At 53.8% G+C, this 25,204-nt stretch carries 20 protein-coding genes; 18 read left to right on the top strand and 2 right to left on the bottom strand.

The genetic code is table 11. The annotated features are described in order from the left end of the window. Window positions 1–42 precede the first annotated feature (42 nt). Complete coding sequence (locus tag SM130_RS12990; RefSeq protein WP_102825630.1) at window positions 43–507, top strand: DUF2231 domain-containing protein; 465 nt, start codon at window positions 43–45, stop codon at window positions 505–507. Window positions 508–575: 68 nt separating this feature from the next. Here SM130_RS12990 and SM130_RS12985 read toward each other — a convergent pair whose 3' ends face one another. Beyond that, complete coding sequence (locus tag SM130_RS12985) at window positions 576–989, bottom strand: CopD family protein (RefSeq protein ID WP_102825631.1); 414 nt, start codon at window positions 987–989, stop codon at window positions 576–578. A 111-nt stretch (window positions 990–1,100) separates the two neighbouring features. Beyond that, on the bottom strand, window positions 1,101–1,952 hold the full coding sequence (locus SM130_RS12980) for an ion transporter (protein ID WP_102825632.1): 852 nt from the start codon (window positions 1,950–1,952) through the stop codon (window positions 1,101–1,103). Window positions 1,953–2,125: 173 nt separating this feature from the next. On the opposite strand from SM130_RS12980, the gene moaA reads away from it, so the two are divergent. From moaA to SM130_RS12895, 17 genes are all read left to right on the top strand, one after another. Further along, window positions 2,126–3,121, top strand: coding sequence for a GTP 3',8-cyclase MoaA (gene moaA, locus SM130_RS12975; RefSeq protein WP_102825633.1), 996 nt, complete (start codon window positions 2,126–2,128; stop codon window positions 3,119–3,121). A 229-nt stretch (window positions 3,122–3,350) separates the two neighbouring features. Further along, window positions 3,351–6,839 carry a chromosome segregation protein SMC gene (gene smc, locus SM130_RS12970; protein WP_102825634.1) on the top strand — a complete coding sequence of 1,163 codons (3,489 nt, stop codon included), beginning with the start codon at window positions 3,351–3,353 and terminating at the stop codon, window positions 6,837–6,839. Between the two features lie 183 nt (window positions 6,840–7,022). After that, complete coding sequence (zipA, locus tag SM130_RS12965; RefSeq protein ID WP_102825635.1) at window positions 7,023–7,844, top strand: cell division protein ZipA; 822 nt, start codon at window positions 7,023–7,025, stop codon at window positions 7,842–7,844. A 289-nt stretch (window positions 7,845–8,133) separates the two neighbouring features. Beyond that, complete coding sequence (gene ligA / locus SM130_RS12960; RefSeq protein WP_102825636.1) at window positions 8,134–10,503, top strand: NAD-dependent DNA ligase LigA; 2,370 nt, start codon at window positions 8,134–8,136, stop codon at window positions 10,501–10,503. Between the two features lie 432 nt (window positions 10,504–10,935). Then, a complete protein-coding gene (locus SM130_RS12955) occupies window positions 10,936–11,415 on the top strand; it encodes an acyltransferase (RefSeq protein ID WP_102825637.1) in 480 nt (159 codons plus the stop codon). Further along, entirely contained in the window at window positions 11,412–12,521 is a 1,110-nt protein-coding gene (locus SM130_RS12950) for a DegT/DnrJ/EryC1/StrS family aminotransferase (protein ID WP_102825638.1), read from the top strand. The genes SM130_RS12955 and SM130_RS12950 overlap by 4 nt, the downstream gene beginning before the upstream one ends. 26 nt (window positions 12,522–12,547) lie before the next feature. Then, a complete protein-coding gene (locus SM130_RS12945; RefSeq protein ID WP_102825639.1) occupies window positions 12,548–12,970 on the top strand; it encodes a sugar 3,4-ketoisomerase in 423 nt (140 codons plus the stop codon). Between the two features lie 160 nt (window positions 12,971–13,130). Then, window positions 13,131–14,438 (top strand): phosphoenolpyruvate mutase, encoded by a 1,308-nt coding sequence (gene aepX, locus SM130_RS12940; protein WP_102825640.1) that lies wholly within the window; start codon window positions 13,131–13,133, stop codon window positions 14,436–14,438. An 11-nt stretch (window positions 14,439–14,449) separates the two neighbouring features. Continuing rightward, complete coding sequence (gene aepY / locus SM130_RS12935; protein WP_102825641.1) at window positions 14,450–15,568, top strand: phosphonopyruvate decarboxylase; 1,119 nt, start codon at window positions 14,450–14,452, stop codon at window positions 15,566–15,568. Further along, window positions 15,565–16,671 carry a phosphonoacetaldehyde reductase gene (locus tag SM130_RS12930; RefSeq protein WP_102825642.1) on the top strand — a complete coding sequence of 369 codons (1,107 nt, stop codon included), beginning with the start codon at window positions 15,565–15,567 and terminating at the stop codon, window positions 16,669–16,671. The genes aepY and SM130_RS12930 overlap by 4 nt, the downstream gene beginning before the upstream one ends. Before the next feature lie 108 nt (window positions 16,672–16,779). Further along, the gene (locus tag SM130_RS12925) at window positions 16,780–17,178 is read left to right on the top strand and encodes an adenylyltransferase/cytidyltransferase family protein (protein WP_102825643.1); all 399 of its coding nucleotides are present in this window, start codon (window positions 16,780–16,782) and stop codon (window positions 17,176–17,178) included. Between the two features lie 127 nt (window positions 17,179–17,305). Then, window positions 17,306–18,595: a glycosyltransferase gene (locus tag SM130_RS12920; protein ID WP_102825644.1), complete on the top strand. Its 1,290-nt coding sequence runs from the start codon at window positions 17,306–17,308 to the stop codon at window positions 18,593–18,595. Between the two features lie 88 nt (window positions 18,596–18,683). Further along, window positions 18,684–20,597, top strand: coding sequence for a CDP-glycerol glycerophosphotransferase family protein (locus SM130_RS12915; protein ID WP_102825645.1), 1,914 nt, complete (start codon window positions 18,684–18,686; stop codon window positions 20,595–20,597). 221 nt (window positions 20,598–20,818) lie between these two features. Continuing rightward, window positions 20,819–21,931, top strand: a complete 1,113-nt coding sequence (locus tag SM130_RS12910) for a DegT/DnrJ/EryC1/StrS family aminotransferase (protein ID WP_102825646.1) — start codon at window positions 20,819–20,821, stop codon at window positions 21,929–21,931. Next, window positions 21,928–22,623 (top strand): WbqC family protein, encoded by a 696-nt coding sequence (locus SM130_RS12905; RefSeq protein ID WP_102825647.1) that lies wholly within the window; start codon window positions 21,928–21,930, stop codon window positions 22,621–22,623. Before SM130_RS12910 ends, SM130_RS12905 begins: the two co-directional genes overlap by 4 nt. Then, window positions 22,620–23,891 (top strand): ATP-grasp domain-containing protein, encoded by a 1,272-nt coding sequence (locus SM130_RS12900; protein WP_102825648.1) that lies wholly within the window; start codon window positions 22,620–22,622, stop codon window positions 23,889–23,891. The genes SM130_RS12905 and SM130_RS12900 overlap by 4 nt, the downstream gene beginning before the upstream one ends. Continuing rightward, window positions 23,888–25,168: a CDP-glycerol glycerophosphotransferase family protein gene (locus SM130_RS12895; RefSeq protein ID WP_102825649.1), complete on the top strand. Its 1,281-nt coding sequence runs from the start codon at window positions 23,888–23,890 to the stop codon at window positions 25,166–25,168. The genes SM130_RS12900 and SM130_RS12895 overlap by 4 nt, the downstream gene beginning before the upstream one ends. Window positions 25,169–25,204 lie beyond the last annotated feature (36 nt).

Genomic DNA, 25,204 nt, shown 5'->3' with positions numbered 1-25,204 from the left:
GGCACGGCGGCCCCACTTGCCGAAAAACTGCCGGAGAGCCGAATGGCCCGTTACCGAGACTCCATCCATAGCCGTGCCGCCATCGCCGGCCACCCGCTGCATCCGATGTTGATCCACTTTCCTGTGGCCGCGCTGACCGGCCTGTTGCCGGTCGATCTGGCACACATCTGGACACTCGACGATTTCTGGTGGCGTGCCGGCCTCTGGCTGTCCGGTGTCGGCGCTCTGGGCGGCTGGATTGCCAGTATCTTCGGCTTGATAGATCTGGTCACGGTGCGCGAGATTCGACAGAAGATCACCGCTTGGTGCCATGCAATTCTTGCAGTGATGATGTTGTCGCTGGCCTCGCTGAACTGGTTGCTGCGTTTCCAGAACGACGCACAAAGCATGCAGTTCTGGGCGCTCTATCTCTCGGCCATCACGGCAGCGCTGATTTCTCTCGCCGCATATCTCGGTGGCCGGCTGGTCTATGAGCACGCAGTCGGTGTCGACCTGGACAAGGTCTGATCGGAGTGTGACGTGAGGCTTGTGTCGTTCAGTCATGGGCGGCATCGGCGCAGTGTGTGAGTCTCGTTCTAGAAGGGTTTGGCCAGGACCAGCCATAGCGTCGCGGTAATGAACAAGGCAGCTATGGCGCCGAGCAGGCGGCAGCGAATGCTTACGCTGCGCTCCGGTGACTTTTCGATACGCAGCACGAGCACACCGCACAGCGCGTGGCACAGAACCATGCCTGCAACGGTGCTGAGCTTGACGATCAGCCAGCCAGCGACGATGCCGTCTTTCAGAAACAGCGCCGTACCCGACCCGATTGCTATAAGCGCGGCCGGCGTCCCGACGAGGTTGAAAACCGTGCGCGTCAAATGCGCATGGTCTCGGTAGAACAAGGGGTCACTGCGTCTGGTGCCAGCCGCAATCAAGGCAGGGAGATACAGCAGGGTGCCGCACCAGCAGAGCAGGGCGGCAAAGTGCAGTAGTTTGAGCAAGGGCATGCCGGTCTCCATCCTGCCTGACGCGAATCTGAGGATGTGACAGTCCTGCTTCCGGGCAGTTCGTAATATGCAGGCGAAGCGGCCCCATGGTGATGGCGGCGGGGCGCTACGTCAGCCCTGCACGTCGCGCTCAGGGCGCTCGAACAGCTGCGTTCCGCAACGGCTGCAGAATGCGGCATTCGGCTCGTGGGTGAGCTTGTCGCAGGTCGGGCAGGCGTGGCGCAGGCTGTCTTGGCGCATGGCATTGGCCAGTTCGGCAGTGAAGATGCCGGTCGGCACCGCGATTATCGAATAACCGGTGATCATCACCACTGTCGCCAGCGCCTTGCCCAGCGGCGTGTGCGGGACGATGTCGCCGAAACCGACAGTGGTTAGCGTGACCACAGCCCAGTAGATGCTCATCGGGATACTGGTGAAGCCGTTGGAGGGACCCTCGATCACGTACATCAAGGTCCCGTAGACGATGATCAGCGTGGTGACACTGAGCAGGAAGACAACGATCTTCTGCCGGCTGCCCTGCAGCGCCACCAGCAGAAAGTTGGCCTGGCTCAGGTAGGGCGTCAGCTTCAGCACGCGGAATATTCGCAGCATGCGCACGATGCGGACCACCAGCAGATACTGCGCATCGGGCAGCAGCAGGGCGATGAAGGCCGGCAGAACAGAGAACAGATCGATTGCGCCGTAGAAGCTGAAGATGTACTTGCGGGGCTCCGGATGCGTATAAATGCGCACCAGGTATTCCACGGCAAATATCGCCGTGAAGGCCCATTCCAGATTGGTCAGTAGCTCGCCGTGGCGCTCATTGAACGAGGCGATGCTGTCGAACATCACCACCACCAGGCTGGCCATGATGATCACCAGTAGCCAGGTATCGAAGCGCTTGCCCGCCGGGGTATTGGTGAAAAAGATGATGACGTATAGCCGTTCGCGCCAGCTCATCGCTTTCAGGGATTCATTGTCCATTCGCCGTGGTCTCTCGCTTGGGTGCCGCCAAAGCGGTCCATTAAAGCATTGCGGCCGTCTAGCTGCATGTCGTGGCCTGGTGCAGAACGGCATGCCGTTGGTAACGTCGCTTTGCCTGAATCGTAGTTAGCGCATAGTCTGAACACAGGCGCAGCCAGCAGTTGGAGAGTGCAATGCCCGATTCCCAGTTGGTCGACCCATTCGGCCGGCGCATTACCTACCTGAGATTGTCGGTAACCGACCGCTGTGATTTTCGCTGCACCTACTGCATGAGCGAGGACATGGTTTTCGCGCCTCGAGCGCAGATACTTACCCTTGAGGAACTCTATGCCGTAGCCGATGCGTTCATCAGTCTCGGCGTTAAACGCATTCGCGTGACTGGCGGCGAGCCGCTGGTGCGTAAGGGCGTGACCGGCCTGTTGGCGCAACTGGGCGCGCGCAGCGAACTCGAAGACCTGGCCATCACCACCAACGGCTCGCAGCTGCCGAGCCTGGCGCCAGCGCTGCGTGCTGCGGGTGTGAAACGCCTCAACATCAGCCTCGATTCGCTCAAGCGGGATCGTTTTGCTGAACTGACTCGGCGCGACCGGCTGGACCAGGTGCTCGAAGGCATTGAGGCTGCACGTCGTGCGGGCTTCAAACGGATCAAGCTCAACAGCGTGGTGCAGAAGGGCCGCAACGACGACGAGATTCTCGATCTGGTCGATTTCGCCATCGAGCGCGGCCTGGACATCAGCTTCATCGAAGAGATGCCGCTGGGTAGCGTGTCCAGTCATCAGCGGCAGATCACCTTCTGCTCCAGCGACGAGGTCCGCGAACGGATCGAGGCGCGGCACACGCTGGTACGCAGCAGTCACGCTACGGGTGGCCCGTCGCGTTACTGGCAGGTGGCGGGTAGCGAAACGCAGGTCGGCTTCATCTCGCCGCACAGCAACAACTTCTGCGGCAGCTGCAACCGTGTCCGTGTTACCGCCGAGGGCAAGCTGGTGCTTTGCCTGGGGCATGAGGGTGCACTCGACCTGAAGAGCCTCATGCGGCGTCATCCGGGCGATAGCGAACGCCTGCGCAATGCCCTGGTGAGTGCGCTGCAGCTCAAGCCTGAAAAGCACCATTTCCGCACCGACGAACAGGTTCAGGTGGTGCGTTTCATGAGCATGACGGGCGGTTAGAGGCGCCGCGCCGTCATGCCTCGATAGAACGTCTCTTCAGTTCCATCTCCATCGGGTCGCCTTTGCTTGCTGCGTCGCTGCGGTTATGTGCGCCGCCGCGCTGCGAGCAGGGCCAGGCTGCGTGATAAACTCCCTGGCTTCTTGCCAGCACTCATTCGATGCCAGGATTACCGATGTTCACGGCGACTCCGCTTGTTCGTTCCCACGCTGACCGCCAAGGATTGGCTGCATGCGACTGAAGAGCATCAAACTCGCCGGCTTCAAATCCTTCGTCGATCCCACTACGGTCAGCTTCCCAAGCAACATGGCGGCCGTGGTCGGCCCGAACGGCTGCGGCAAATCCAACATCATCGACGCCGTGCGCTGGGTGATGGGCGAAAGCTCGGCGAAGAACCTGCGCGGCGAGTCGATGACCGACGTCATCTTCAACGGCTCGAACACACGCAAGCCGGTGACCCAGGCCAGCATCGAGCTGATCTTCGACAATTCCGACGGCACGCTGACGGGCGAGTACGCAGCCTTCGCCGAGATCTCCATCCGCCGCCGCGTGACCCGCGATTCGCAGAACACCTATTTCCTCAACGGTGTGAAGTGCCGGCGCCGCGACATCACCGATATCTTCCTCGGCACCGGACTCGGGCCGCGCAGCTACTCGATCATCGAGCAGGGGATGATTTCCAAGCTGATCGAGGCCAAGCCCGAGGATCTGCGCAATTTCATTGAAGAAGCCGCCGGTATTTCCAAGTACAAGGAGCGCCGGCGCGAAACCGAGAACCGCATCCGACGTACCCACGAAAATCTGGCGCGCCTGACCGACCTGCGCGAAGAGTTGGAGCGCCAGCTCGAGCGGTTGCATCGCCAGGCGCAGTCGGCAGAGAAGTATCAGGAATACAAAGCTGAAGAACGTCAGCTCAAGGCGCAGCTTTCGGCGCTGCGTTGGCAGGCCTTGAACGAGCAGGTCGGCCAGCGCGAGCAGGTAATCGGCGATCAGGAAGTGGCTTTCGAGGCGTTGGTGGCCGAGCAGCGGAGCGCCGACGCGAGCATCGAGCGGTTGCGTGACGGTCACCATGAGCTGTCTGAGCGCTTCAACCTGGTTCAGGGCCGTTTCTATTCCGTTGGTGGCGACATTGCTCGTGTCGAGCAGAGTATCCAACACGGGCAGCAGCGCTTGCGCCAGCTGCAGGACGATCTGCGTGAGGCCGAACAGGCGCGCCTGGAAACCGAGTCGCACCTCGGCCACGACCGCACGCTGCTGGCCACGCTGGGTGAGGAGATGGCCATGCTCGAGCCTGAGCAGGAGCTATCCAGCGCCGCCGCCGAGGAGTCTGCCGCACAGCTGGAAGAAGCAGAAGTGGCCATGCAGGCCTGGCAGGAACAGTGGGAACGTTTCAACTTGCACAGCGCCGAGCCGCGCCGCGCTGCCGAAGTCCAGCAGTCGCGTATTCAGCAGCTGGAGCAAAGTCTGGAACGCCTCGCCGAACGCCAGCGTCGCCTGGATGATGAGCGCGCATTGCTGGCGGCTGATCCCGAAGATGTAGCGATCACGGAACTCGTCGAGCAGCTTGCCGCCAGTGAGCTTGATATCGAGGTGCTTGCCGCAGCCGGCGAAACCCTCAATGAACGTCTTGAACAATTGCGCGAAGAGCTGCAGCAGACGTCCCAAACGCAGCAGCAGATGCAGGGCGAGTTGCAGCGCCTGAACGGGCGTATCGCGTCGCTTGAAGCGTTGCAGCAGGCTGCCATGGACCCGGGCAAGGGAGTCGCTGAATGGCTGCGTGAGCAGGGTTTGGAACAGCGCCCGCGCCTTGCCGAGGGGCTGCGGGTCGAGCCCGGCTGGGAGCTGGCGGTGGAAACCGTGTTGGGTTCCGATCTTCACGCTGTGCTGCTGGATGAGTTCGCGACAATCGATCTTGGTGGCTTCGAACAGGGTGATCTACACCTGGCGAGCTTGCATAAAGGCGATGTGCGTCACCCTGGCAGCTTGCTCGATCTGGTCGAGTCAGAGTTGGATCTTTCGCCCTGGCTGGCCCGTGTACGCCCTGTCGAGTCGCTGGATCAGGCACTGGCCGCACGCGCAACGCTCGGTGAAGACGAGAGCGTGATAAGTCGTGATGGCTATTGGGTCGGCCGGCATTTTTTACGGGTCCGCCGCGCCAGTGAGGCCGAGTCTGGCGTGCTTGCGCGCGGTCAGGAACTGGAGCACCTGCTGGCGGAGCGCGACGAACGTGAGGCAGCCCTGGCGGCGCTCGATGAGCGCGTTTCCGCGTTACGCGCGGATCAATCCCGTCTCGAAGACGAGCGCGAGCAACAGCGCCGACGCCAGCAGGAAGAAGCGCGCATACACAGTGATCTCAAGGCACAACTGTCTGCTGGGCAAGCGCGGCTGGAGCAACTTGAGCTGCGTCGCCAACGTCTGGCAGAAGAGTTCACCGAACAGCAGGAACGGCGCGAGATCGAGACCGAGCAGTTGGGCGAGGCGCGTTTGCAGCTGCAGGACGCATTGGACGCAATGGCGCAGGACGCCGAGCAGCGCGAGACGCTGCTGGGTAGTCGTGACAGCATTCGCGAGCGCCTGGACCACATCCGCCAGGACGCACGCCAGCACAAGGATCATGCGCACCAACTGGCGCTACGGGTCGGTTCGCTAAAGGCACAACACGATTCCACGCGCCAGGCGCTTGAGCGCCTCGAGCAGCAGTTTGAGCGGGCCGTCGAGCGCCGCGAGCAGCTTACGCTGAACCTGGAGGAGGGCGAGGCGCCGCTGGAAGAGCTGCGCATGAAGCTCGAGGAGCTGCTGGAGCGCCGCATGGGCGTCGAAGACGAACTCAAGCATGCACGTCTGGCACTGGAAGATGCCGACCGTGAGCTGCGCGACGCGGAGAAACGACGCACGCAGGCCGAGCAGCAGGCGCAGTTACTGCGCGGTCAGTTGGAGCAGCAGCGGCTGGACTGGCAAGGGCTGAGCGTCAGGCGCAAGGCACTGCAAGACCAACTGCAGGAAGACGGTTACGACTTGCACGGCGTACTGGGCACACTCGCTGCCGATGCCAGCGAGCAGGGTTGGGAAGCCGAGCTGGAGCGGCTCGCCCAGCGCATTCAGCGTCTTGGACCGATCAACCTCGCCGCGATCGACGAATACCAGCAGCAATCGGAGCGCAAACGCTATCTCGATGCGCAGAACGACGACCTCGTAGAGGCGCTGGATACGCTGGAAAACGTCATCCGCAAAATCGACCGCGAAACCCGCAATCGCTTCAAGGAAACCTTCGACCAGATCAACAGTGGCCTGCAGGCGCTTTTCCCCAAAGTCTTCGGCGGCGGCAACGCTTATCTGGAACTTACCGGGGAAGATTTACTCGATACCGGGGTGGCGATCATGGCGCGGCCGCCCGGAAAGAAGAACAGCACCATTCACCTGCTTTCGGGCGGTGAAAAGGCATTGACCGCGCTGGCGCTGGTATTTGCCATCTTCCAGCTCAACCCGGCGCCGTTCTGCATGCTCGATGAAGTCGATGCGCCATTGGATGATGCAAACGTCGGTCGTTATGCGCGGCTGGTGAAGGAGATGTCGGAGAAAGTGCAGTTCATTTACATCACCCACAACAAGATCGCCATGGAAATGGCCGATCAGCTGATGGGAGTGACCATGCATGAACCGGGATGCTCGCGGCTGGTAACAGTCGACGTCGAGCAAGCGGTCGCACTCGTTGAAACCTGAGGATTAAGCCGCGTCTTTGAGCGTTTTTGATACAAGGAAGGCCATAAAAAGAGAACTACCGCACGGTGCAAAGTTACCGTTCGTCGTGCTAGCTTAGAGCACAATTTTTGCGATGCGCTTGAAGCGGCCACCGAGTGGTCGTTCGTAGCGTCTTTATCATCGAATTCAGAGGTTAAAGCATTAATGGATATCGGTCTGCGCGAGTGGCTGATCGTCATCGGCATCATTGTCATCGGCGGCATATTGTTCGACGGGTGGCGGCGCATGCGCGGTGGCAAGGGCAAGCTGAAGTTCAAGCTGGACCGTAGCCTCTCCAACCTTCCCGATGCCGAAGATTCCCCCGAGGTGCTCGGTCCGGCACGTGTGGTGAATCGGGATCATGATCCCTCCTTCGATGAAGGCGACATGCCGCCTATGAATGCTCGCGAGTCGGGCAAAAAGCGTCGGCAGGACGAGCCGTTCCAAGGCGATCTTCAGCTGAACGCAGACGAGCCCGTACCGACGCTGCTCGATCCTGTAGTGGGTGACGATCAAGACGAGAAAGATCAGCCGCAGAAGGAGCTGGCACCTGTCGAGGAGGTGCTCGTCATTAACGTCATCTGCCGCGACCCTGTGGGTTTCCGTGGTCCCGCGCTGCTGCAGAACATTCTCGAAAGCGGTCTGCGTTTCGGTGAGATGGACATCTTCCATCGGCACGAAAGCATGGCCGGCAACGGCGAGGTGCTGTTCTCCATGGCCAATGCGGTCAAGCCCGGCACCTTCGATCTGGACGATATCGATCACTTCACCACGCCTGCCGTGAGCTTTTTCCTTGGTTTGCCTGGCCCTCGTCATCCCAAGCAGGCCTTCGACGTCATGGTCGCCGCCGCGCGCAAGCTGTCCCAGGAGCTCAATGGCGAGTTGAAGGATGACCAGCGCAGCGTGCTGACCGCCCAGACCATCGAGCACTACCGCCAGCGCATCGTCGAATTCGAGCGCCGGCAGATGACCGTCAAACAGCGCTGAGTCGTAGCCCAGTCCCCGTTGACTCATTAGCGTCGCAATGCCGTAGGGTGGGCTTCAGCCCACCGACGCCTCCTCGTAAAGTGCCACACCGCACAGCCGATGCCCTCTCGAAATGTGCGCTGAGGGTGGGCTGAAGCCCACCCTCAGCGCCGTCTCGCAATTCCTTCGAATAGCAAAATCCGCAAACCTTTCTTCGCGCTCTTAATTGGCTAAAATCCGACGTCTTCATATCAACCAAAGGGCACTGATCCGGTCTGAATCAGTACAGCCCCAGCCATGGCTCTGTCCTATGCCTTCCGCCCAAACCGCTGCCGAGCGCATCGCCGAACTGCGCAGCGAAATCGATGCCCACAACTACCGCTACTACGTTCTCGACGAGCCCAGCGTGCCAGACGCTGAGTACGATCGGCTGTTCAATGAGCTGAAGGTATTGGAGGCAGAGCATCCAGAATTGGTGACGCCCGAGTCGCCAACTCAGCGTGTCGGCGGCGCAGCGCTTGCGGCGTTCGGCCAGGTGCGCCATGAAATGCCGATGCTGAGCCTGGGTAACGCCTTCGAGGAAAAGGACCTGCTGGACTTCGATCGTCGTGTACGGGAGGCTTTGGATCTTCCGGCTGGCGACCTGTTCGGCGAGGCTGCGGTAGTCGAGTACAGCTGCGAACCCAAGCTCGACGGTTTGGCGGTCAGTCTGCTCTATGAGAGCGGTCATCTGGTGCGCGGTGCCACCCGCGGCGACGGCAGCACGGGCGAGGACATCAGCACCAACGTGCGTACCGTGCGGAATATTCCTCTGAAGCTGCATGGTAGCGGCTGGCCCGCGGTGCTTGAGGTGCGTGGGGAAATCTATATGCCCAAGGCAGGCTTCGAGGCGCTTAACGCACGGCAGCTGGAGAATGGCGGCAAGCCCTTCGCCAACCCACGTAACGCCGCGGCCGGCAGTCTGCGCCAACTGGATTCGAAGATCACCGCCAGCCGTCCACTGGAGCTGTGCGCCTATGGCGTGGGCCGTAGCGACGGCGAATTGCCGGATACCCATATTGGCATCCTCAACGCGCTGAAAGGCTGGGGCTTGCCCATCAGCCGCGAACTGAAGTTGGCCAAGGGTGTTGCTGAATGCCGCGCCTACTACGATGCCATCGGTGCAAAACGCGATGCGCTGCCCTATGAAATCGACGGCGTGGTGTTCAAGGTCAATTCGGTGGCGCAGCAGCGCGAACTGGGCTTCCGGGCGCGCGAGCCGCGCTGGGCCATCGCCCACAAGTTTCCCGCACGGGAGGAAATCACCGAACTGCTCGACGTCGAGTTCCAGGTTGGTCGCACTGGCGCGATCACCCCTGTCGCACGGTTGAAACCGGTGCAGGTTGCTGGGGTTACGGTATCCAACGCAACGCTACACAACATGGATGAAGTGGCCCGCCTGGGTGTGATGATCGGCGATACCGTGATCGTCCGCCGCGCCGGTGACGTGATTCCACAAATCCTCGGTGTGATTGCTGATCGCCGCCCGGCTGACGCGCGTGCTGTGGACGTGCCCGATCATTGCCCAGTCTGCGGTTCAGCGGTGGAGCGCACCCAGCTGATCAAGCGTAGCAAGGGAAGAGAGTCGGTCAGCGAAGGCTCGATCTACCGCTGCGTCGGCCGTCTTGCCTGTCAGGCTCAGCTCAAGCAGGCGATTATTCACTTCGTCTCACGGCGTGCCATGGATATCGATGGCCTGGGCGACAAGATCGTCGAGCAACTGGTCGATAAAGGGCTGGTCAATTCTCCGGCGGATCTATATTGCCTTACCCACGAGCAGGTCATCGAGCTGGAAGGTTTTGCGGAGATATCCACTCGCAATCTACTCAATGCCATTGATGCCAGCCGCAAACCAAGCCTTGCTCGATTCGTCTACGCGCTGGGCATACCGGATGTTGGCGAGGAAACCGCCAAGCTGCTGGCACGGGCATTGGGTTCGCTGGAGCGCATTGGCCGTGCGCTGCCTGATGTGCTTGTCTACCTGCCCGATGTGGGGCTCGAGGTTGCGCACGAGATTCACACCTTCTTCGATGACGAACACAACCGTAGCGTGATCGCCCTGCTGCGCGAGCGCGGCGTCGAACCGCAGGAGGAGGGTGACGTGCACCCCGAATTCGCCGCCTGCGCAACGCTTGCCGATCTGCTGGACCGGCTGAATATCCCCTACATTGCCCGCACCGGCGCCCAGCGCCTAGCAGAGCGTTTCGGTAGCTTGGAGGCGATCATCTCTGCCGACTGGCTCGACCTGCGCCAGGTCGAACGCCTCACTGAAAAGGCCGCCCGGTCTCTGCGCGACTATTTTGACAAACCTGGCAATGCCGAGCGCGCCCGTGTCATCGAAGCCCAGTTGCGAGAGTTCGGCATGCACTGGGACAGCGAGCGGAAAATAACCGAAGGCTTGCCGCTGGCTGGCCAGACCTGGGTGCTGACCGGCTCGCTCGAGGCGATGAGTCGTGACGAAGGCAAAGCGCGCTTGGAAGCGCTTGGCGCCAAGGTTGCCGGTTCCGTTTCTGCTAAGACGACTTGCGTGGTAGCAGGCCCGGGTGCCGGATCGAAGCTCGCTAGGGCCATTGAGCTAGGTTTAAGCGTGTTTGATGAACAGGCGTTCTTAGAGCGGCTGGTGCAGCTTGAACAGGGATAGGCCGTTGTCTGATCCGGCATTAGGGTGAGCGGTATTCGTTGCTAGCAGCCGCAACGATTTATTCGTTTTCCGACCCGGTTAGCCTCAAAGGGCTAATCTGACTTATCTGCATAATCACCTCCTGCCGTGAGGGGTGAGCACGTCTTGAACAGATTTTGTGCGTTCTGGCCAGAATTTTGCTGCTACGTTAGCAGTGGCAATATTTTGTCGATCAGCAAGCAAGAAAGCTCGATCGCTAGCATTGTCACCGGTAAGCATTCGGCAGGTGCGTAGATATGGTCCCCAACGGATGCAAGTTTGGAACTAACGTATGGCTCTGCGCCCGAGGGGGTGAAGCATACTGCATCTCCCAAATACGAGGATGAGTAACTTCGACGACAAGTTCTATATCACGGTGGGGTAGTGTGAAAAAATGAAAACGGCGCATTACATATGAGAATGATTCATCCATTGGCGGACGTTCAGTCGAGTTCTATAGGTGAGAATACGCGCATATGGCAATTTGTCGTGATCTTGCCGGGGGCTCGTGTTGGTGCTAACTGTAATGTGTGCTCACACTGTTTTATCGAGAATGATGTGCTAGTTGGTGACCGAGTAACCATAAAAAACGGCGTGCAATTGTGGGACGGATTGCGTGTTGCTGACGACGTATTTATTGGTCCGAATGTTTCCTTCACCAACGATCAGTATCCGCGATCACGTGGGTACCCCGATTCTTTTGCCATCACCGTAATAGAGCCTGGTGCCTCAATTGGTGCAGGAGCGGTAGTTCTACCTGGATTGACTATTGGTCATGGAGCTCTGGTAGGAGCAGGAGCGGTAGTTACTCACGACGTTCCGCCCAGGTCATTGGTGGTAGGCAATCCGGCACGAGTCGTCCGCAGGCTGGGTGAAGCAGAGGAGTGGTCATGATTCCGTTTCTAGACCTCCGGATGCTTAACAAGCGCTTCGAGGACGAGTTCGCTGCCGCATTGCAAAGAGTTGTCGCTAGCGGATGGTATATCCAAGGCGACGAATGCCGTGCATTCGAGGCTGAATTTGCTGGCTATTGTGGTGTTGCCCATGCAATTGGGGTCGGCAACGGGCTGGACGCTCTGGTGCTGATTCTCCGTGCCTTGTTAGAGGCAGGTCGCCTACAGCCAGGCGATGAAGTTCTCGTGCCGGGTAACACCTTCATCGCCAGCGCTTTAGCGGTCAGCGCTTGTGGCCTGAATGTACGATTGGTCGAACCGGAGTTTTCGAGTCTCAATGTCGATCCGCGAGCCGTTGAAGCGGCAATCGGCGCGCGCACTAGGGTAATTCTTGCAGTACATCTCTATGGACGCTTGGCTGACATGGCGACACTCGCCGACATTGCCAAGCGTCACGACTTGTTGTTGCTGGAGGATGCTGCGCAGGCGCACGGCGCGCGGCTTGGGGCTCGCCGCGCGGGTGCTTGGGGCCTAGCAGCGGGTTTCAGTATGTTTCCAGGTAAGCCGCTGGGTGCACTCGGCGATGGGGGCATGGTAACGACGAACGATACGGAACTGGCGACCATCATTCGCTCATTACAGAGCTATGGTTCCCCAATCAAATATCAGCATGATCGCAAGGGGTGCAATTCTCGGCTGGACGAGTTGCAAGCCGCTTTTCTACGTATAAAGCTCAGGCATCTGGACGCAGACAATCAGGCGCGCCACGAGATCGCATTGCGCTATGCCCAAGGCCTAGATCAGCGCGTCGTGTATCTGCCCGAGGTCCCCGGCAGGGATGAAGTTCATGCTTGGCATCAGTACGTTGTTCGCAGCGAGTCCAGGAACGCCCTGCAGAAACATCTGCTTAAAGCCGAAATACAGACTCTAATTCACTATCCCACGCCGATTCACCGGCAGGCGGCATACAGTGAGTTGAGAGAATTATCTCTGCCAGTTACCGAAATGCTCAGCGCACAGGTTCTTAGTCTTCCGATCTATCCTGGATTGTCGGTGCCGGAGATTAATAAAGTAATCAACGCCTGTAATAGTTTCATGGCGAATTAACAAAAAATAGATATAGGAGTATTGGCGTGTCACTACAGCATTGCAAAATTGTCGATCTGCCGAAGATAGAAGACCCGCGGGGCAATCTGACCTTTGTCGAAGGCGGAGAACATATACCCTTCGATATTAAACGAGTCTACTACCTCTACGATGTGCCAGGCGGATCCTATCGCGGCGGTCATGCACATAAAGAACTGCACCAGTTGTTGATCGCCATGTCCGGTAGTTTCGATATTACACTTGACGATGGGCGTACAAAGTTCAAGTACCACCTGAATCGATCCTACTATGGTCTTTACATACCGCCTATGATCTGGCGGGAAATGGATAACTTTTCTAGCGGCTCGGTCTGCATGGTGCTGGCATCGTCTCATTACACCGAAGAGGATTACTATCGGAATTATCAAGAGTTCTCGCAGGCAGTAGGTAATGGTTCGATGCATGGATGATGCTGGGTGCAATCTTGAAGTTAGGCGTAGTACGCGCTAAGACTGAGTGAGTGCAAGATACGCTTACAGTTTAGAAGCTGTTTATACGTAACGAGATGCCTGTCGCTTTGTTAAATTGGGTAGATAGCTTAAGTTTAGCGTATTAGATATCGAGATCATAATGGCTGCAAATAAAGTGGTTTACGTTGGCATGAGTGCCGATCTTGTTCATCCTGGCCATCTTAACATCCTTAAAAAAGCTGCCGAGTATGGCGAAGTAGTTGTCGGTCTTTTAACAGATGCGGCCATAGCCAGTTACAAGCGCATCCCGTTCATGGAATTTGAACAGCGGCGCTTAGTTATTGAGAATATTAAAAATGTTTCGCGTGTGGTTCCGCAAACCACCCTGGACTATGTGCCAAACCTGCGTGCACTTAAGCCCGACTATGTAGTACATGGTGATGACTGGCGTGAAGGAGTTCAACGCGAGACCCGCCAACGGGTTATTGATGCTTTGGCTGAATGGGGTGGAGAATTAGTCGAAGTCCCTTATACTGCGGGCATTTCGTCTACACAATTGAATAGGGCGCTTCGGGAAATTGGCACAACCCCTGATTTGCGCTTAAAGTCCTTGCGCCGAATGTTACAAGTCAAACCGTTGTTACGTTTTCTTGATATCCATAACGCGTTGAGTGGATTGATAATCGAGAACACAAAGGTCTCTACCCCTGAAGGTTTACGCGAGTTCGACGGCATGTGGGGAAGTTCATTAACTGACTCTACTGCTAAGGGTAAGCCTGACATTGAGGCGGTTGACGTATCAGCACGCATGAATACTCTAAATGAAGTGCTGGAAGTTACGACCAAGCCAATAATTTACGATGCTGATACTGGTGGGCAGCCCGAGCATTTTGAGTTTACCGTGCGTACGCTTGAGCGTCTGGGGGTTTCTGCTGCAATCATTGAAGATAAGACGGGTCTGAAGAAGAACTCGCTTTTTGGCAATGAAGTTGCTCAGGCGCAAGATACTATTGAAAATTTTTCTGCGAAAATAAGAATTGGTAAAAAGGCCCAAGCCACTGACGATTTTATGATCATAGCCAGGATCGAAAGCCTGATTCTTGATCGAGGCATGGATGATGCGATTTCAAGAGCAATGGCGTATTTGGATGCTGGCGCTGACGGCATAATGATACATAGTCGGAAAGAAGATCCGGCGGAGATATTCGAGTTTTGTGATCAATACAGGACGTTTGAAAACCGTAAGCCATTGGTAGTTGTACCCTCCAGCTATAATCGTGTGTTCGAGGCTGAATTACAGGAAAGAGGGGTCAATATCGTTATCTATGCAAATCAGCTTCTGCGCAGTGCCTATCCCGCTATGCTGGAAACAGCAAAATCAATTTTGCTTCACCAGCGCTCTAAAGAATGTGACGAAAAAATGTTGCCGATAAAAGAAATTTTGGAACTGATACCAGGGACAAAATAAGGGCATACTCCATGATTGATTCGCGGGATTTTTATAGAAAGCTAAAAGAATTCGATGTGAGCCTTTTCGCGGGAGTGCCAGACTCTTTGCTTAAAGACTTTTGTGCCTATATCGAAGATCATGCTCAAGTTGGTGAGCATGTCATTACCGCTAACGAAGGCAATGCAGTAGCTATAGCCGCTGGGTATCATCTGACTAGCGGCAAGCTTGCTGCGGTTTATATGCAGAACTCTGGACTGGGGAATGCAATCAATCCCTTGGTTTCGATTGCTGATTCTCAGGTCTATAGAATCCCGCTGGTTTTAATTATTGGTTGGCGCGGCGAGCCGGGCGTGAAAGACGAACCGCAGCATGTTAAACAGGGAGAAATTACTCCGCAGCAGCTGGATGTTCTCGGCATTCCGTATTGGATCTTGGACCAATACACTGACTTAGATATAACGCTGAAAAGCGCGATGCAAAAGCTTAAGGCAGCAGGCGCGCCTATAGCAATACTCGTGCGCAACGGTACCTTCATAAAATACGAAAGTCAGCGCAAGCCAGAATCCATTTCACAGATGAAACGTGAAGACGCTTTGCGCTGTCTTTTAAGCCTAATCGGTGACGCTTTAGTAATAAGTACTACGGGAAAGACATCGCGTGAGTTATTTGAGCTGCGTGTCGAACACGGCGAAGCTCAACGTGATTTTCTATCAGTTGGGGCTATGGGGCACACGGCCTCCATCGCTTTAGGAGCTGCGCTAGGTAATCCGGACAAGCAGATAGTCTGTATTGACGGTGATGGATCCGTGCTTATGCATATGGGGGCACTTCCTATCATTGGTGATCTGGCGCCTAGAAACTTAGTTCATGTGCTATTAAATAATGCCGCCCATGAGTCTGTCGGAGGACAGCCGACGGTAGGGGGTAAGACCGATTTCAAAAGTATAGCATTTGCAAGTGGCTATAAGGATTATAAGGCCGCTAGTGATGCTGTTGGTATAACTGCGGCTTGGCGGGCCATTCAAAATCAGCCTGGTCCGGTGCTTTTTGAAATAAAGATCGCCATCGGTTCGCGTGATGATCTGGGGCGCCCTACCAGCACTCCACAAGAAAACAAACGGGCCTTTATGCAGGCGGCTGGGTTGTGAGTAACTGGTTTTTCCATAATCCCGTTAAGCTGAATGCCGGGCCGGGTAGCTTAAAGCAAGTACCGCAGTGGTTAGGTTCCGGGACTTGGTTGTTAGTCACAACTAATGGGTTTACTTGCCGCGGCATGACTCACAAAGTTCAGAAGCTTTTGCCGAGCATAAACCTAGTTATATATGATAAGGTCACTCCGAATCCGGAGCTTGACGATTTAGAGAAAGTAACAAGCTATTATCGTGCTCAGGGTATTCAAGGGATTTTAGCTATTGGAGGGGGAAGTGTACTGGATGCGGCTAAGGTGCTTTCTGTGTCGCTTCCTAGTGATCTGCCTAGCCCTCTGATTCAGGTTTTGCGTGAAAAGCAGCCGCACCTTTGGAATAAAAAAGTACCTTTAATAGCCGTACCTACAACTTCGGGGACTGGCGCAGAAGTTACCCCTTTTGCTACTGTCTGGGATAGAACTCAACACAAAAAACATTCCATCGTCGGAGAGATGGTTATTCCAGATAGAGCAATATTGGATCCAGAGTTAACACTCAGTTTGCCGGAAATAGAGACATTATATACTGGGCTCGATGCAATTTCGCATGCCATCGAATCTATATGGAATATTAATAGCAATCCCATAAGTAGGGGTTTGGCGCTGCAGGCACTGGAGTTGGCTGTTAACTCTCTGCCGCACGTGTTGGAAAATCCCCTTGATCTAAAAGCTCGTGGCAATATGCAGGTTGCTAGCCTACTGGCGGGGCTGGCAATCAGCCAAACGCGTACGGCGATTGCGCATTCGATGTCCTATCCATTGACTATCCATTATGGTGTTCCACATGGATTGGCGTGTAGTTTTACATTGCCTGCTCTTATCGATCATTATTTAGAAAATAATGTTGCCTGTCCCGAAAAGGATTTGTTGCGCCGTGTTCAAAGTGTGTTAAACAGCTTTCAGCTAGATGCTCATATTGATAATTACCTCAGTAGAGAGAATATCTATTCGCTCAGAGGTGAGATGTATCATCCTGATAGAGTCGGGAATTATGCTGGCTCGATCTCGACTAAAGTATTCGAGAAAATAATTATATCTGCCACGGAAAGTCGTAGGCGTTCGTAAAATGCTGGCGAAGACCTAGCGCCGGAGGCAGGCATTATTGCCAAGCCTTAATAAGGTCCTGTATAAAAAATTTTAGAATTCCGTGACAGGCAAACGAAGAGGGCGAAGGTGAAAACAGTGATCACTTATGGAACGTTTGATATGTTCCATGTTGGCCATTTACGTTTGCTCGAGCGTATGCGTGAACTGGGTGAGCAGGTAGTCGTGGCGGTATCGACTGATGAGTTCAACGCTTTGAAAGGTAAGCGGGCACTGGTGCCTTATGAAGAACGCCGGGAAATCATAAGTGCGATAAAGTTTGTTGATCTGGTGATACCAGAGTGCTCTTGGGAACAAAAGGAAAGAGATATAGCGGAGCATGCTGTCGATGTATTTGTAATGGGCTGTGACTGGGCCGGAAAGTTTGACTACCTCTCAGATGTCTGTCAGGTCGTTTATCTTGATAGAACCCAAGGCATATCTTCGTCAGCCATTAAGCAGGCGCTGATTCTTCAGGCGGCCAAGTAAAACATTATAGGCAAACTCTAAAAGTCAGTTAGTTCGATTATCCGTAGAAAACAGCTGTAAGCGCTTTTTTTCGGAATTAATAGTTGTGAAGATATTTTTTTAGATATGCATTGCAGGGGCATAAAAAATGCATTGTGGGACTGTTGATGTGGTTAACCTTCCGAAGGTTACGGTTGCTCTAATATGTTACAACCAAGAAAAATATATAGAGCAGGCATTTAATTCTTGTTTGGATCAGGATTATCCTAACTTGAAAATTGTCGTGTCCGACGATGCTTCCAGTGATAATACAGTTAGTGTTGTTAGGGAGTTGCTGGATAGCTATACGGGAAGTTGCGATGTAGTAGTGAATCAGAATCCGGTCAATTTAGGTATTGGCCGTCATTTTGCGTACCTGATGGAAAATCTTGTAGACGGCGAACTTGTCGTCATGTGCGCTGGTGATGATATATCAAAGCCGAATAGAGTTTCTAGAATTGTGCAAGAGTGGTTGAAGGCTGGCAAACCATCTTTGGTAGCGCACGGGCTAGAGGAGTTAGATGAGAAGGGAGCTATTGTTACTGGATTGACAACCTTTCAATATAATAATCAGGACTATTCTATCCATGCTAATAACATGTATAGCATGATTGAGTATCATAAATATCATTTTGCAATACATTTTTTAGGTGCTGCCGTTGCGTACCGAATAGATACTTACAAAGCGTTCGGTACTCCGGTGACATATCCTGATTGTGAAGATCATCTTATGTACTTTCGCGCATTGTTGGCTGACGGAGTGCATTATTTTCCTGAGATACTTGTGGGGTATCGAAAGCATGAGAATGGATGGACTTCCCAAGTGATAAAAGCTCTTCATCCTATGAATATTAAGTCACCTTTCCTGTCTTTTTTTCTAGATAAGAATGGTAGCTTGGCAGAAGAGTACTTTAATTGTTTTGTGACGCACCAGATAGTAACGCAGCAATGGTACGACTATTTAATAGGTGTGCGCGCTGGGAAAGTTCAAATTGACTTTGAGCTTGTTACTTTGATACGCAAAAATATGTTGCGTAGGCATAGATTTTTGGTGAGGAATAAAGAGCTATGGGATGATCGAATGGATTATGCTCCTCCCTTAAATGCTGTGATTTTTGGAACCGCGTTAGGAGCTAAGAATACCTTGGCTTGGCTTGGTGACGGATTTAATGTCTTGTACGCATGTAATACTGATTCAGATCTCAGCGGGAAAAGTTTTTTTGGTTTGAAGGTCATCGATTTAAAGCACCTTGAGCCAATTATCAGCGAGGTTGATTGTGTGCTTGTGGCTAGTGGCTATTTCTTTAAAATAAAGAAATTATTAATGGAGCAGGCTAATATTGACGGTAGAAAAATAGTCAGAGTCCCCGCGTCTGCGATCGTGGGTGATCGTGGGTGATTTTCGTGAAGCTGCTTAGTTCTAAAAGAATAGCCGTCGTAAATTAGAAGTGTGATGTCCTTCTGCCTAACCTGTAGAGATTAGTACTATGATTTTCCCTCTTCCTGAAATCGATTTCACTAGGCCTTTGTATATTTATGGGGCAGGGATTATGGGGATCTCATACAAAAGGCAGGTTGAGTATTTAGATGCGCAAAGCATGCTTAAAGGTTTTGTTGAAGATCAGCCGACTATGGAAAGCTACCTAGGCGTTCCAGTTATTAAGAGGTCTGACCTGACTGCTGATCAGTTAAATTGTTCTCAGTTTTTAATCGCCTCAAATAGGCTCAGTAGATTATTTGAAAATAACTTGTTAGAGCAGGGGTGCGATGCGGCGAACATTATATTCCCATTAAGTCTTGCCTGGAATGGTCGGTCGGTATTGGCGCAAATAGAGGGCGATAGCCGCGTTTGTGTCTATCCCGTTATTTCATCCATGGATGAATTAACGGTTATATGTAGTAGGGCAAATAAGAAGCAGGCTCTATTCTCTGGGAGAGGTATAAGCCTTCATGTGACCGTGGTTGTTCATGGGGCGATACTTGCTGATGGATTCCAGTGCCCTGGGGTTGAATTGGTAGCGGTTAATAGCAAGGAAGGTTATCCCAGAGAAATACTTGAAGAGCATGGTGTCATTTTACTTTTGAATGGTAATGCCCTGTCTGCTCTGGATTTGGCTTATCATAGTAAAGTTTATTTTTATGGGATAAGCGTATTAGACTCTTTTGCGAGAAGATTAAAAGGCTGTCTGGTTGTTAGTCAGAGGGAGAAGCATAAGTCTTTATTGAAAAAAATTAAGGGAAAAGGTCGTATAAAGGTTGTATTCCTAGCTATTCATCATAGCGTGTGGAAGGTGGACTCAGTATTCAATAAGATGCTAGCCGACCCCTTGTTTGATCCTGTAGTTCTTGTCTGCCCTTTTGTGTCTTATGGGGATGAGCGGATGTGGGACGATTTACGGCAGTGTTGCGCTTTTTTTGATGAAAAAGGCTACCCATTTATTTCTGCATATAAAAAATCTGAGGATCGCTGGCTGCGCCTGGATGAGTTGGTGCCAGATATAGTTTTTTTTACCAATCCGCATAATTTAACTCGAAGAGAGTATTATCAAGATGCTTATCTGAATTATTTGAGTTGTTATGTTCCGTATCACCATGAAGTTTGCCGTTACGGGGGCGATGCTGCACAATATAATCAGAATTTTCACAATGCCCTTTGGAGAATATTCGTGCCGCACGAGTATTCATTAAGAACATATGTGGATGTGGCGGTAGCGAAAGGACAGAATGTCGTTGTCTCAGGCTATCCTGCGATGGAAGCTCTGATAGAAAAGAAAGCAAAAGGCCAATACCTGAATGTTTGGAAATCCAAAGACGATCGTCGCCGAATCATCTGGGCTCCGCATCATACGATCGTTGATGTATTTTTGCCGTACTCAAATTTTCTGAAGTATGCGGATGCATTCCGGGATTTGTCAGAGTCGATGAAGGAGAAAGTCGTTTGGAGTTTCAAGCCTCATCCTTTGTTAAAAGCAAAATTGTACAGGCATGCTTGTTGGGGGCGAGAGAAAACAGACGCATATTATAATTATTGGGAAAATGAATCGCACACGCAGCTGGATGAAGGTGAATATACCGATTTGTTTCTTTCGTCCGATGCGATGATTCACGATTCAGGTTCGTTTTTGGCTGAATTTCTATATGCCGAAAAGCCAGTCATGTACTTGCTGTCTGAAAATAATCAGGGCGAATATTATTCTGAATTTGGCACTGCTGCGTTGAAAGCGTGTGAAATTGGCTATTGTTTTGAGGATGTCATAGCGTTTGTGGAGCGCTTGATTGTTTCGGATAATACAATGCCGGCGATTCACAATGACTTTCTAATCAAAGAAATTATCCCTTATTTTTCTGGGGAGATGCCTTCGGAAAGGATAGTCAATGAGATCTCCAAGGGTATAAGCTAGGCCTTTATGGTATGCATTTGCGTGAATAAATCCAACGCCATTTTTTGTGGGTACGTTAAGTATCGCGTGTATTGAACAGATGGCTCTGATGTGCATTGTGAGTGGTGGGGTGATGGCAGGGTTTTCGAATTTAAAAGCGGTCGCTTACAGAACTATCTAGCACGTGGTGTATCGGACAGGGAAAAACACCTCTACTTCATCATTACGACAGGGGATAGAAAATTAAAAAGCCAATCACCGTCACCAGCCCCCTACTGCCCCCGTTGGATGAGTTCATCCCATATCTCGAGGATATCTGGGAAAGCCGCATGCTCACCAACGGGGGAGCCATGCACCAGCAATTAGAGCAAGCACTATGCGAGTACCTAGGGGTTGAGCACCTAGCGTTGTTCGCTAACGGCACCCTTGCGCTGGTTACCGCTTTGCAAGCGTTGCGTGTAACCGGTGAGGTCATAACCACGCCGTATTCCTTCGTCGCTACTGCTCATTCACTGTTATGGAACGGCGTCAAGCCAGTGTTTGTAGACATCGATCCGATTTCTCTCAACCTCGACCCGGAAAAGATAGAGGCTGCCATTACCCCTTCAACCACTGCAATCATGCCGGTGCACTGCTACGGACGGCCCTGCAACGTGGCGGCTATCGAGCGTATTGCGGACACCTATAATCTGCGGGTTATCTACGACGCGGCTCATGCTTTCGGCGTGCGCGACGAGGGCGGCAGTATTCTTCGCCATGGCGATCTAAGCGTGCTCAGCTTTCATGCCACTAAGGTGTTCAACACTTTCGAGGGCGGGGCAATTATTTGCCCGGACGCGAAGACTTACCGACGCATCGGGCACCTGAAAAATTTCGGGTTCGTCAACGAGACAACCGTAATCGCGCCAGGCATCAACGGTAAAATGAGTGAAGTCAACGCTGCCTTCGGGTTGCTGCAGTTGCGCTACATCGACCAGGCATTGGCGCGTCGTAAGCAGATTGACCGCTATTACCGCGAGCGATTGGTCGGGGTAGCGGGCATAAGCTGCTTCGAGGGTCTGATTGACAACAGCAACCACGCTTATTTTCCCATCCTGGTTGAGGCGCAGTTTCCCTTGGCGCGAGACGAGCTTTATGAGCGCCTGCGCGAGCGCGACATCTTAGCGCGTCGCTATTTTTACCCGCTCATCAGTGATTTTCCGATGTATCGCGGTCTGCTCTCTGCGGAGCCCGCCAACCTGCCGGTGGCTCGCGCCATCGCCGGTAAGGTCATCTGCCTGCCGATTTATCCGGATCTGGCGGACGAGGAAGTGGACATCATCTGCCAGCTCATTATTTCAGCGGGGCTACAGTGATCATCGCGGTAATGCAGCCTTATTTGTTTCCTTACCTCGGCTATTTTCAGTTGGCCGGGAGTGTCGACCATTTTGTGTTCCTCGACGATGTGGCCTTTATCAAAAAGGGCTATATCAACCGCAATCGCATTCTGCTGAGCGGTCATCCGTTTACCTTTAGCATCGCGGTGGAGCGGGTCAGCCAGAACCGCAGGATCGACGAGCACTATTTCACCGGTGTGTTCGATACTTTTCTAGAGCAGTTGCGCCACGCTTACAGCCGAGCGCCTTTTTTTACCGAGGTGTTTGCCCTGGTCGAGGCCGTCTGCCTTGCACCGGAACGCAATGTTGCACGCAAGAGTGCGGCGTCGGTATGCGCGGTATTCGAGTATCTTCAGCTGCCGTTTTCCACTCAGTTTGCTTCAACAATTCCGCGCACTGCGGCGATTGGCGAGCAACGGATACTCGAACTGTGCCAACACTTTGGCGCTGACACGTATCACAACGCGGCGGGCGGGCAGGAACTGTATAACAGTCGGCACTTTGCCGCGCAGGGTGTGCGCTTGCGCTTTGTGAGCAACCGTTTTGCTGCATACAACCAGGGCGTGGGAACATTTGTGCCTGGGCTGTCCATTATTGACGTCCTGATGCACAACTCGCGTGAGCAGGTGTACGAGATGCTGCTGGATTTCGACTTGGTGGAGGCAGCATGAAGCGCATCAACGTGCTGGTATTTCCTTGCGGTAGTGAAGTGGGCTTGGAGATTCAGCGTGCGCTCGCTCGTTCGATCCACGTCAATCTGCACGGCGCGTCCAGTCGCGACGATCATGGTCGCCTGGCGTTCGAGCGCTACATCGAGCTGCCGAATATCGCCGATGAGGATTTTGATGAGCGTTTCGCGGAGCTGTTGGCGGGCTGGGATATTCAGCTAGTGTTCGCCACTCACGATAGCGTTTTGGCCTATCTGGCGCCGCGAATGGCGGCATGGCGTGTCCATCTAGTTAACGGCGACCCGCAAAGCACACAGATTGCTCGTAGCAAGGCGGCTACCTACGCACTGCTCGCTGGGGAAGACTGGCTTCCCAGGCTGTTTGCGGGACTGGATGAGGTGGAGCATTGGCCTGTTCTACTCAAGCCAGACCAGCGCCAGGGAGGGCAGGGCGTGACGCTGGTCACGGATCGTGTGGCCGCCGAGGTGGCGCTGACTACTCTGGATCAGCCGCTGATCTGCGAGTACCTGCCGGGCGAGGAGCTGACGGTGGACTGCTTCAGTGACTGGCGCGGGCAGTTGCTGTATATCGGCCCACGTAGCCGAGAGCGGGTGGTAGGCGGTATTGCCATGCGCTCGCGGCGCATTCCCGTGACTCAAGAGGTGGGGCGGATCGCCAAAGCGATTCATGGTCGCCTGAAATTTCGTGGTCCTTGGTTCTTTCAGCTCAAGCGTGACGAGCAGGGTGGTTATAAACTTCTCGAGGTCAGTTGCCGCCTGTCCAGCAGTTCTGTGGTTCAACGAGTGGCTGGCGTAAACCTGCCGCTGATGGCTGTGCAAGATTTCATGGCACGTAATCTGAAAGTGCTGGACGAGCCCCGAGTTGTACTGGTCGAGCGCTGCCTCGCTAGCCATGCCGAGCTGGCATATGCCTTCGACACGGTTTACATGGACTTCGACGACACGCTTGTCTGCGGCGGGTGCGCTAACCCTCAGGCCATGCGCTTTGCCTACCGGGTGCTGGAGATGGGCAAGCGTCTGGTTCTGCTCACCCGCCATGAAGGCAGCCTTGAGACTGCTCTGGCCGAGGCGCGAATCGCCGAATCTTTATTTGATGAGATTATCCATCTGCGATCGGGTGAGTTGAAGTCCTCCGTAGTCGAGGGCGCCGCTATCTTCATTGACAACCATTTCCCTGAGCGTCTGGATGTGGCGCTTAACCGTGGGATTCCGGTGTTCGATGTGGACGCGTTGGAGCTGTTGTTTCCATGAAGCGGTGGGAGGCGCCGATCCGGCGCAGGTGGCTGGCTGCCTTGCTGATCCTGCCGCTGTGGTGGCTTTATGACCGGCTGACAATAAAGCGAGCCAATCACTGGGCCTTCTTCGTCCACCCGCTTAAGCCAAGCCAGTTGGTTGAAAACTCGCGGGCCATGTTTGAGGCGGTGAAGGGCGACCCAAGCATTCACAAGCGAGTGTTCACTCGTGACCAAGCGGCAGATCTGCATCTTGACGACGCCTGCAATACCGAGGTGATCGATGTGCAGAGCCTGCGAGGCCTGGCTGAGCTGGCGCGGTGTGGAGTCTACTTGCTGTCCAACGCGGTAGCCCTAGATATGTCATGGCGCTGGGCAGATGGTTCCTTTAGCGTGGTGCGGCCGAGCTTGACGCGGCGCGTGCTGGTCAATCTTTGGCATGGCATACCATTAAAACGGCTTTTCGCTCTGGCTAATCGCGAACAGCGTCGGCGTGCGGATAGGGTCGCCTTTCGCCGTAAAGAGCGGCGCTTCTATAAAGGCCTTATCGCTTCCTCCGATATTGATAGTTATGCGATGGCGGCCATATTTCATCCTATTGATTATGAAAGGGTCTGGGTCACTGGGTTGCCGCGTAATGATTTTCTCCTTATGCCTGAACAGGCGCTTCCGCGTTTTCTTCGTCGTGAAGTTGAATATATCCGTAAGCTTAAGAAGAAAAGACGTCTGGTGGTCTATGCACCGACTTTCCGGGAAGCTGATTTTAGCGGGGCTGGGTGTTACCAGTTTAACGAAGAGCAAGTGGCGCGGCTCAAGGATTTATTACGCAGAAACGACGCCGTTTTAGGTTTCCGGATGCACTACTTCCGCAAGGGTGATCAGTTATTTAATCTTGAATATTATGCCGACGGAGAACTGATTATTGACTTGGGGCATGCGGTTGTTAGTGAAATAGCCCCGGTATTGCGTGAGGCTGACTTGGTAGTGACCGATTATTCATCATTGTATGTTGATGCGCTTTACGTGGATAAGCCGGTTATTAGTTTTGCCTATGATCTGGCTCACTATAAAAGCAACCAGAATGGTTTGTTGTATGACATGGATCTGGTTTTTCCTGGTCCGGTAGTGACTGATTTCGACACCTTTCTGGTGGAGTTGCAGAAAGAGTTGGTCGATGCTAATCAGGTGCCGTCCGAAGCCTACCGTACCTGCAAGAGATTCTTTTTTAATTACCAAGATGATCAAAATTCACGGCGAGTCGTCGAAAGGCTGCGCGCGCTAAGTATTGAGGAGTGACCGGTGACTGATGCGAATGATGCCAAGCCCTTGGTT

This window comes from Stutzerimonas stutzeri (genome assembly GCF_038561965.1).
In the GTDB taxonomy this organism is placed as follows: Bacteria; Pseudomonadota; Gammaproteobacteria; order Pseudomonadales; family Pseudomonadaceae; genus Stutzerimonas; species Stutzerimonas stutzeri_AA.
This window is presented reverse-complemented; position numbering and strand designations above follow the sequence as displayed.

Excerpts from the sequence above, each read along its gene's own strand:
- SM130_RS12950 (WP_102825638.1), top strand. The coding sequence starts at position 11,412 with ATGATTCCGTTTCTAGACCTCCGGATGCTTAACAAGCGCTTCGAGGAC.
- ligA (WP_102825636.1), top strand. The coding sequence starts at position 8,134 with ATGCCTTCCGCCCAAACCGCTGCCGAGCGCATCGCCGAACTGCGCAGC.
- SM130_RS12895 (WP_102825649.1), top strand. The coding sequence starts at position 23,888 with ATGAAGCGGTGGGAGGCGCCGATCCGGCGCAGGTGGCTGGCTGCCTTG.
- moaA (WP_102825633.1), top strand. The coding sequence starts at position 2,126 with ATGCCCGATTCCCAGTTGGTCGACCCATTCGGCCGGCGCATTACCTAC.
- aepY (WP_102825641.1), top strand. The coding sequence starts at position 14,450 with ATGATTGATTCGCGGGATTTTTATAGAAAGCTAAAAGAATTCGATGTG.
- SM130_RS12900 (WP_102825648.1), top strand. The coding sequence starts at position 22,620 with ATGAAGCGCATCAACGTGCTGGTATTTCCTTGCGGTAGTGAAGTGGGC.
- aepX (WP_102825640.1), top strand. The coding sequence starts at position 13,131 with ATGGCTGCAAATAAAGTGGTTTACGTTGGCATGAGTGCCGATCTTGTT.
- zipA (WP_102825635.1), top strand. The coding sequence starts at position 7,023 with ATGGATATCGGTCTGCGCGAGTGGCTGATCGTCATCGGCATCATTGTC.
- SM130_RS12985 (WP_102825631.1), bottom strand. The coding sequence starts at position 989 with ATGCCCTTGCTCAAACTACTGCACTTTGCCGCCCTGCTCTGCTGGTGC.
- SM130_RS12955 (WP_102825637.1), top strand. The coding sequence starts at position 10,936 with ATGAGAATGATTCATCCATTGGCGGACGTTCAGTCGAGTTCTATAGGT.
- SM130_RS12915 (WP_102825645.1), top strand. The coding sequence starts at position 18,684 with ATGATTTTCCCTCTTCCTGAAATCGATTTCACTAGGCCTTTGTATATT.
- smc (WP_102825634.1), top strand. The coding sequence starts at position 3,351 with ATGCGACTGAAGAGCATCAAACTCGCCGGCTTCAAATCCTTCGTCGAT.
- SM130_RS12980 (WP_102825632.1), bottom strand. The coding sequence starts at position 1,952 with ATGGACAATGAATCCCTGAAAGCGATGAGCTGGCGCGAACGGCTATAC.
- SM130_RS12920 (WP_102825644.1), top strand. The coding sequence starts at position 17,306 with ATGCATTGTGGGACTGTTGATGTGGTTAACCTTCCGAAGGTTACGGTT.
- SM130_RS12990 (WP_102825630.1), top strand. The coding sequence starts at position 43 with ATGGCCCGTTACCGAGACTCCATCCATAGCCGTGCCGCCATCGCCGGC.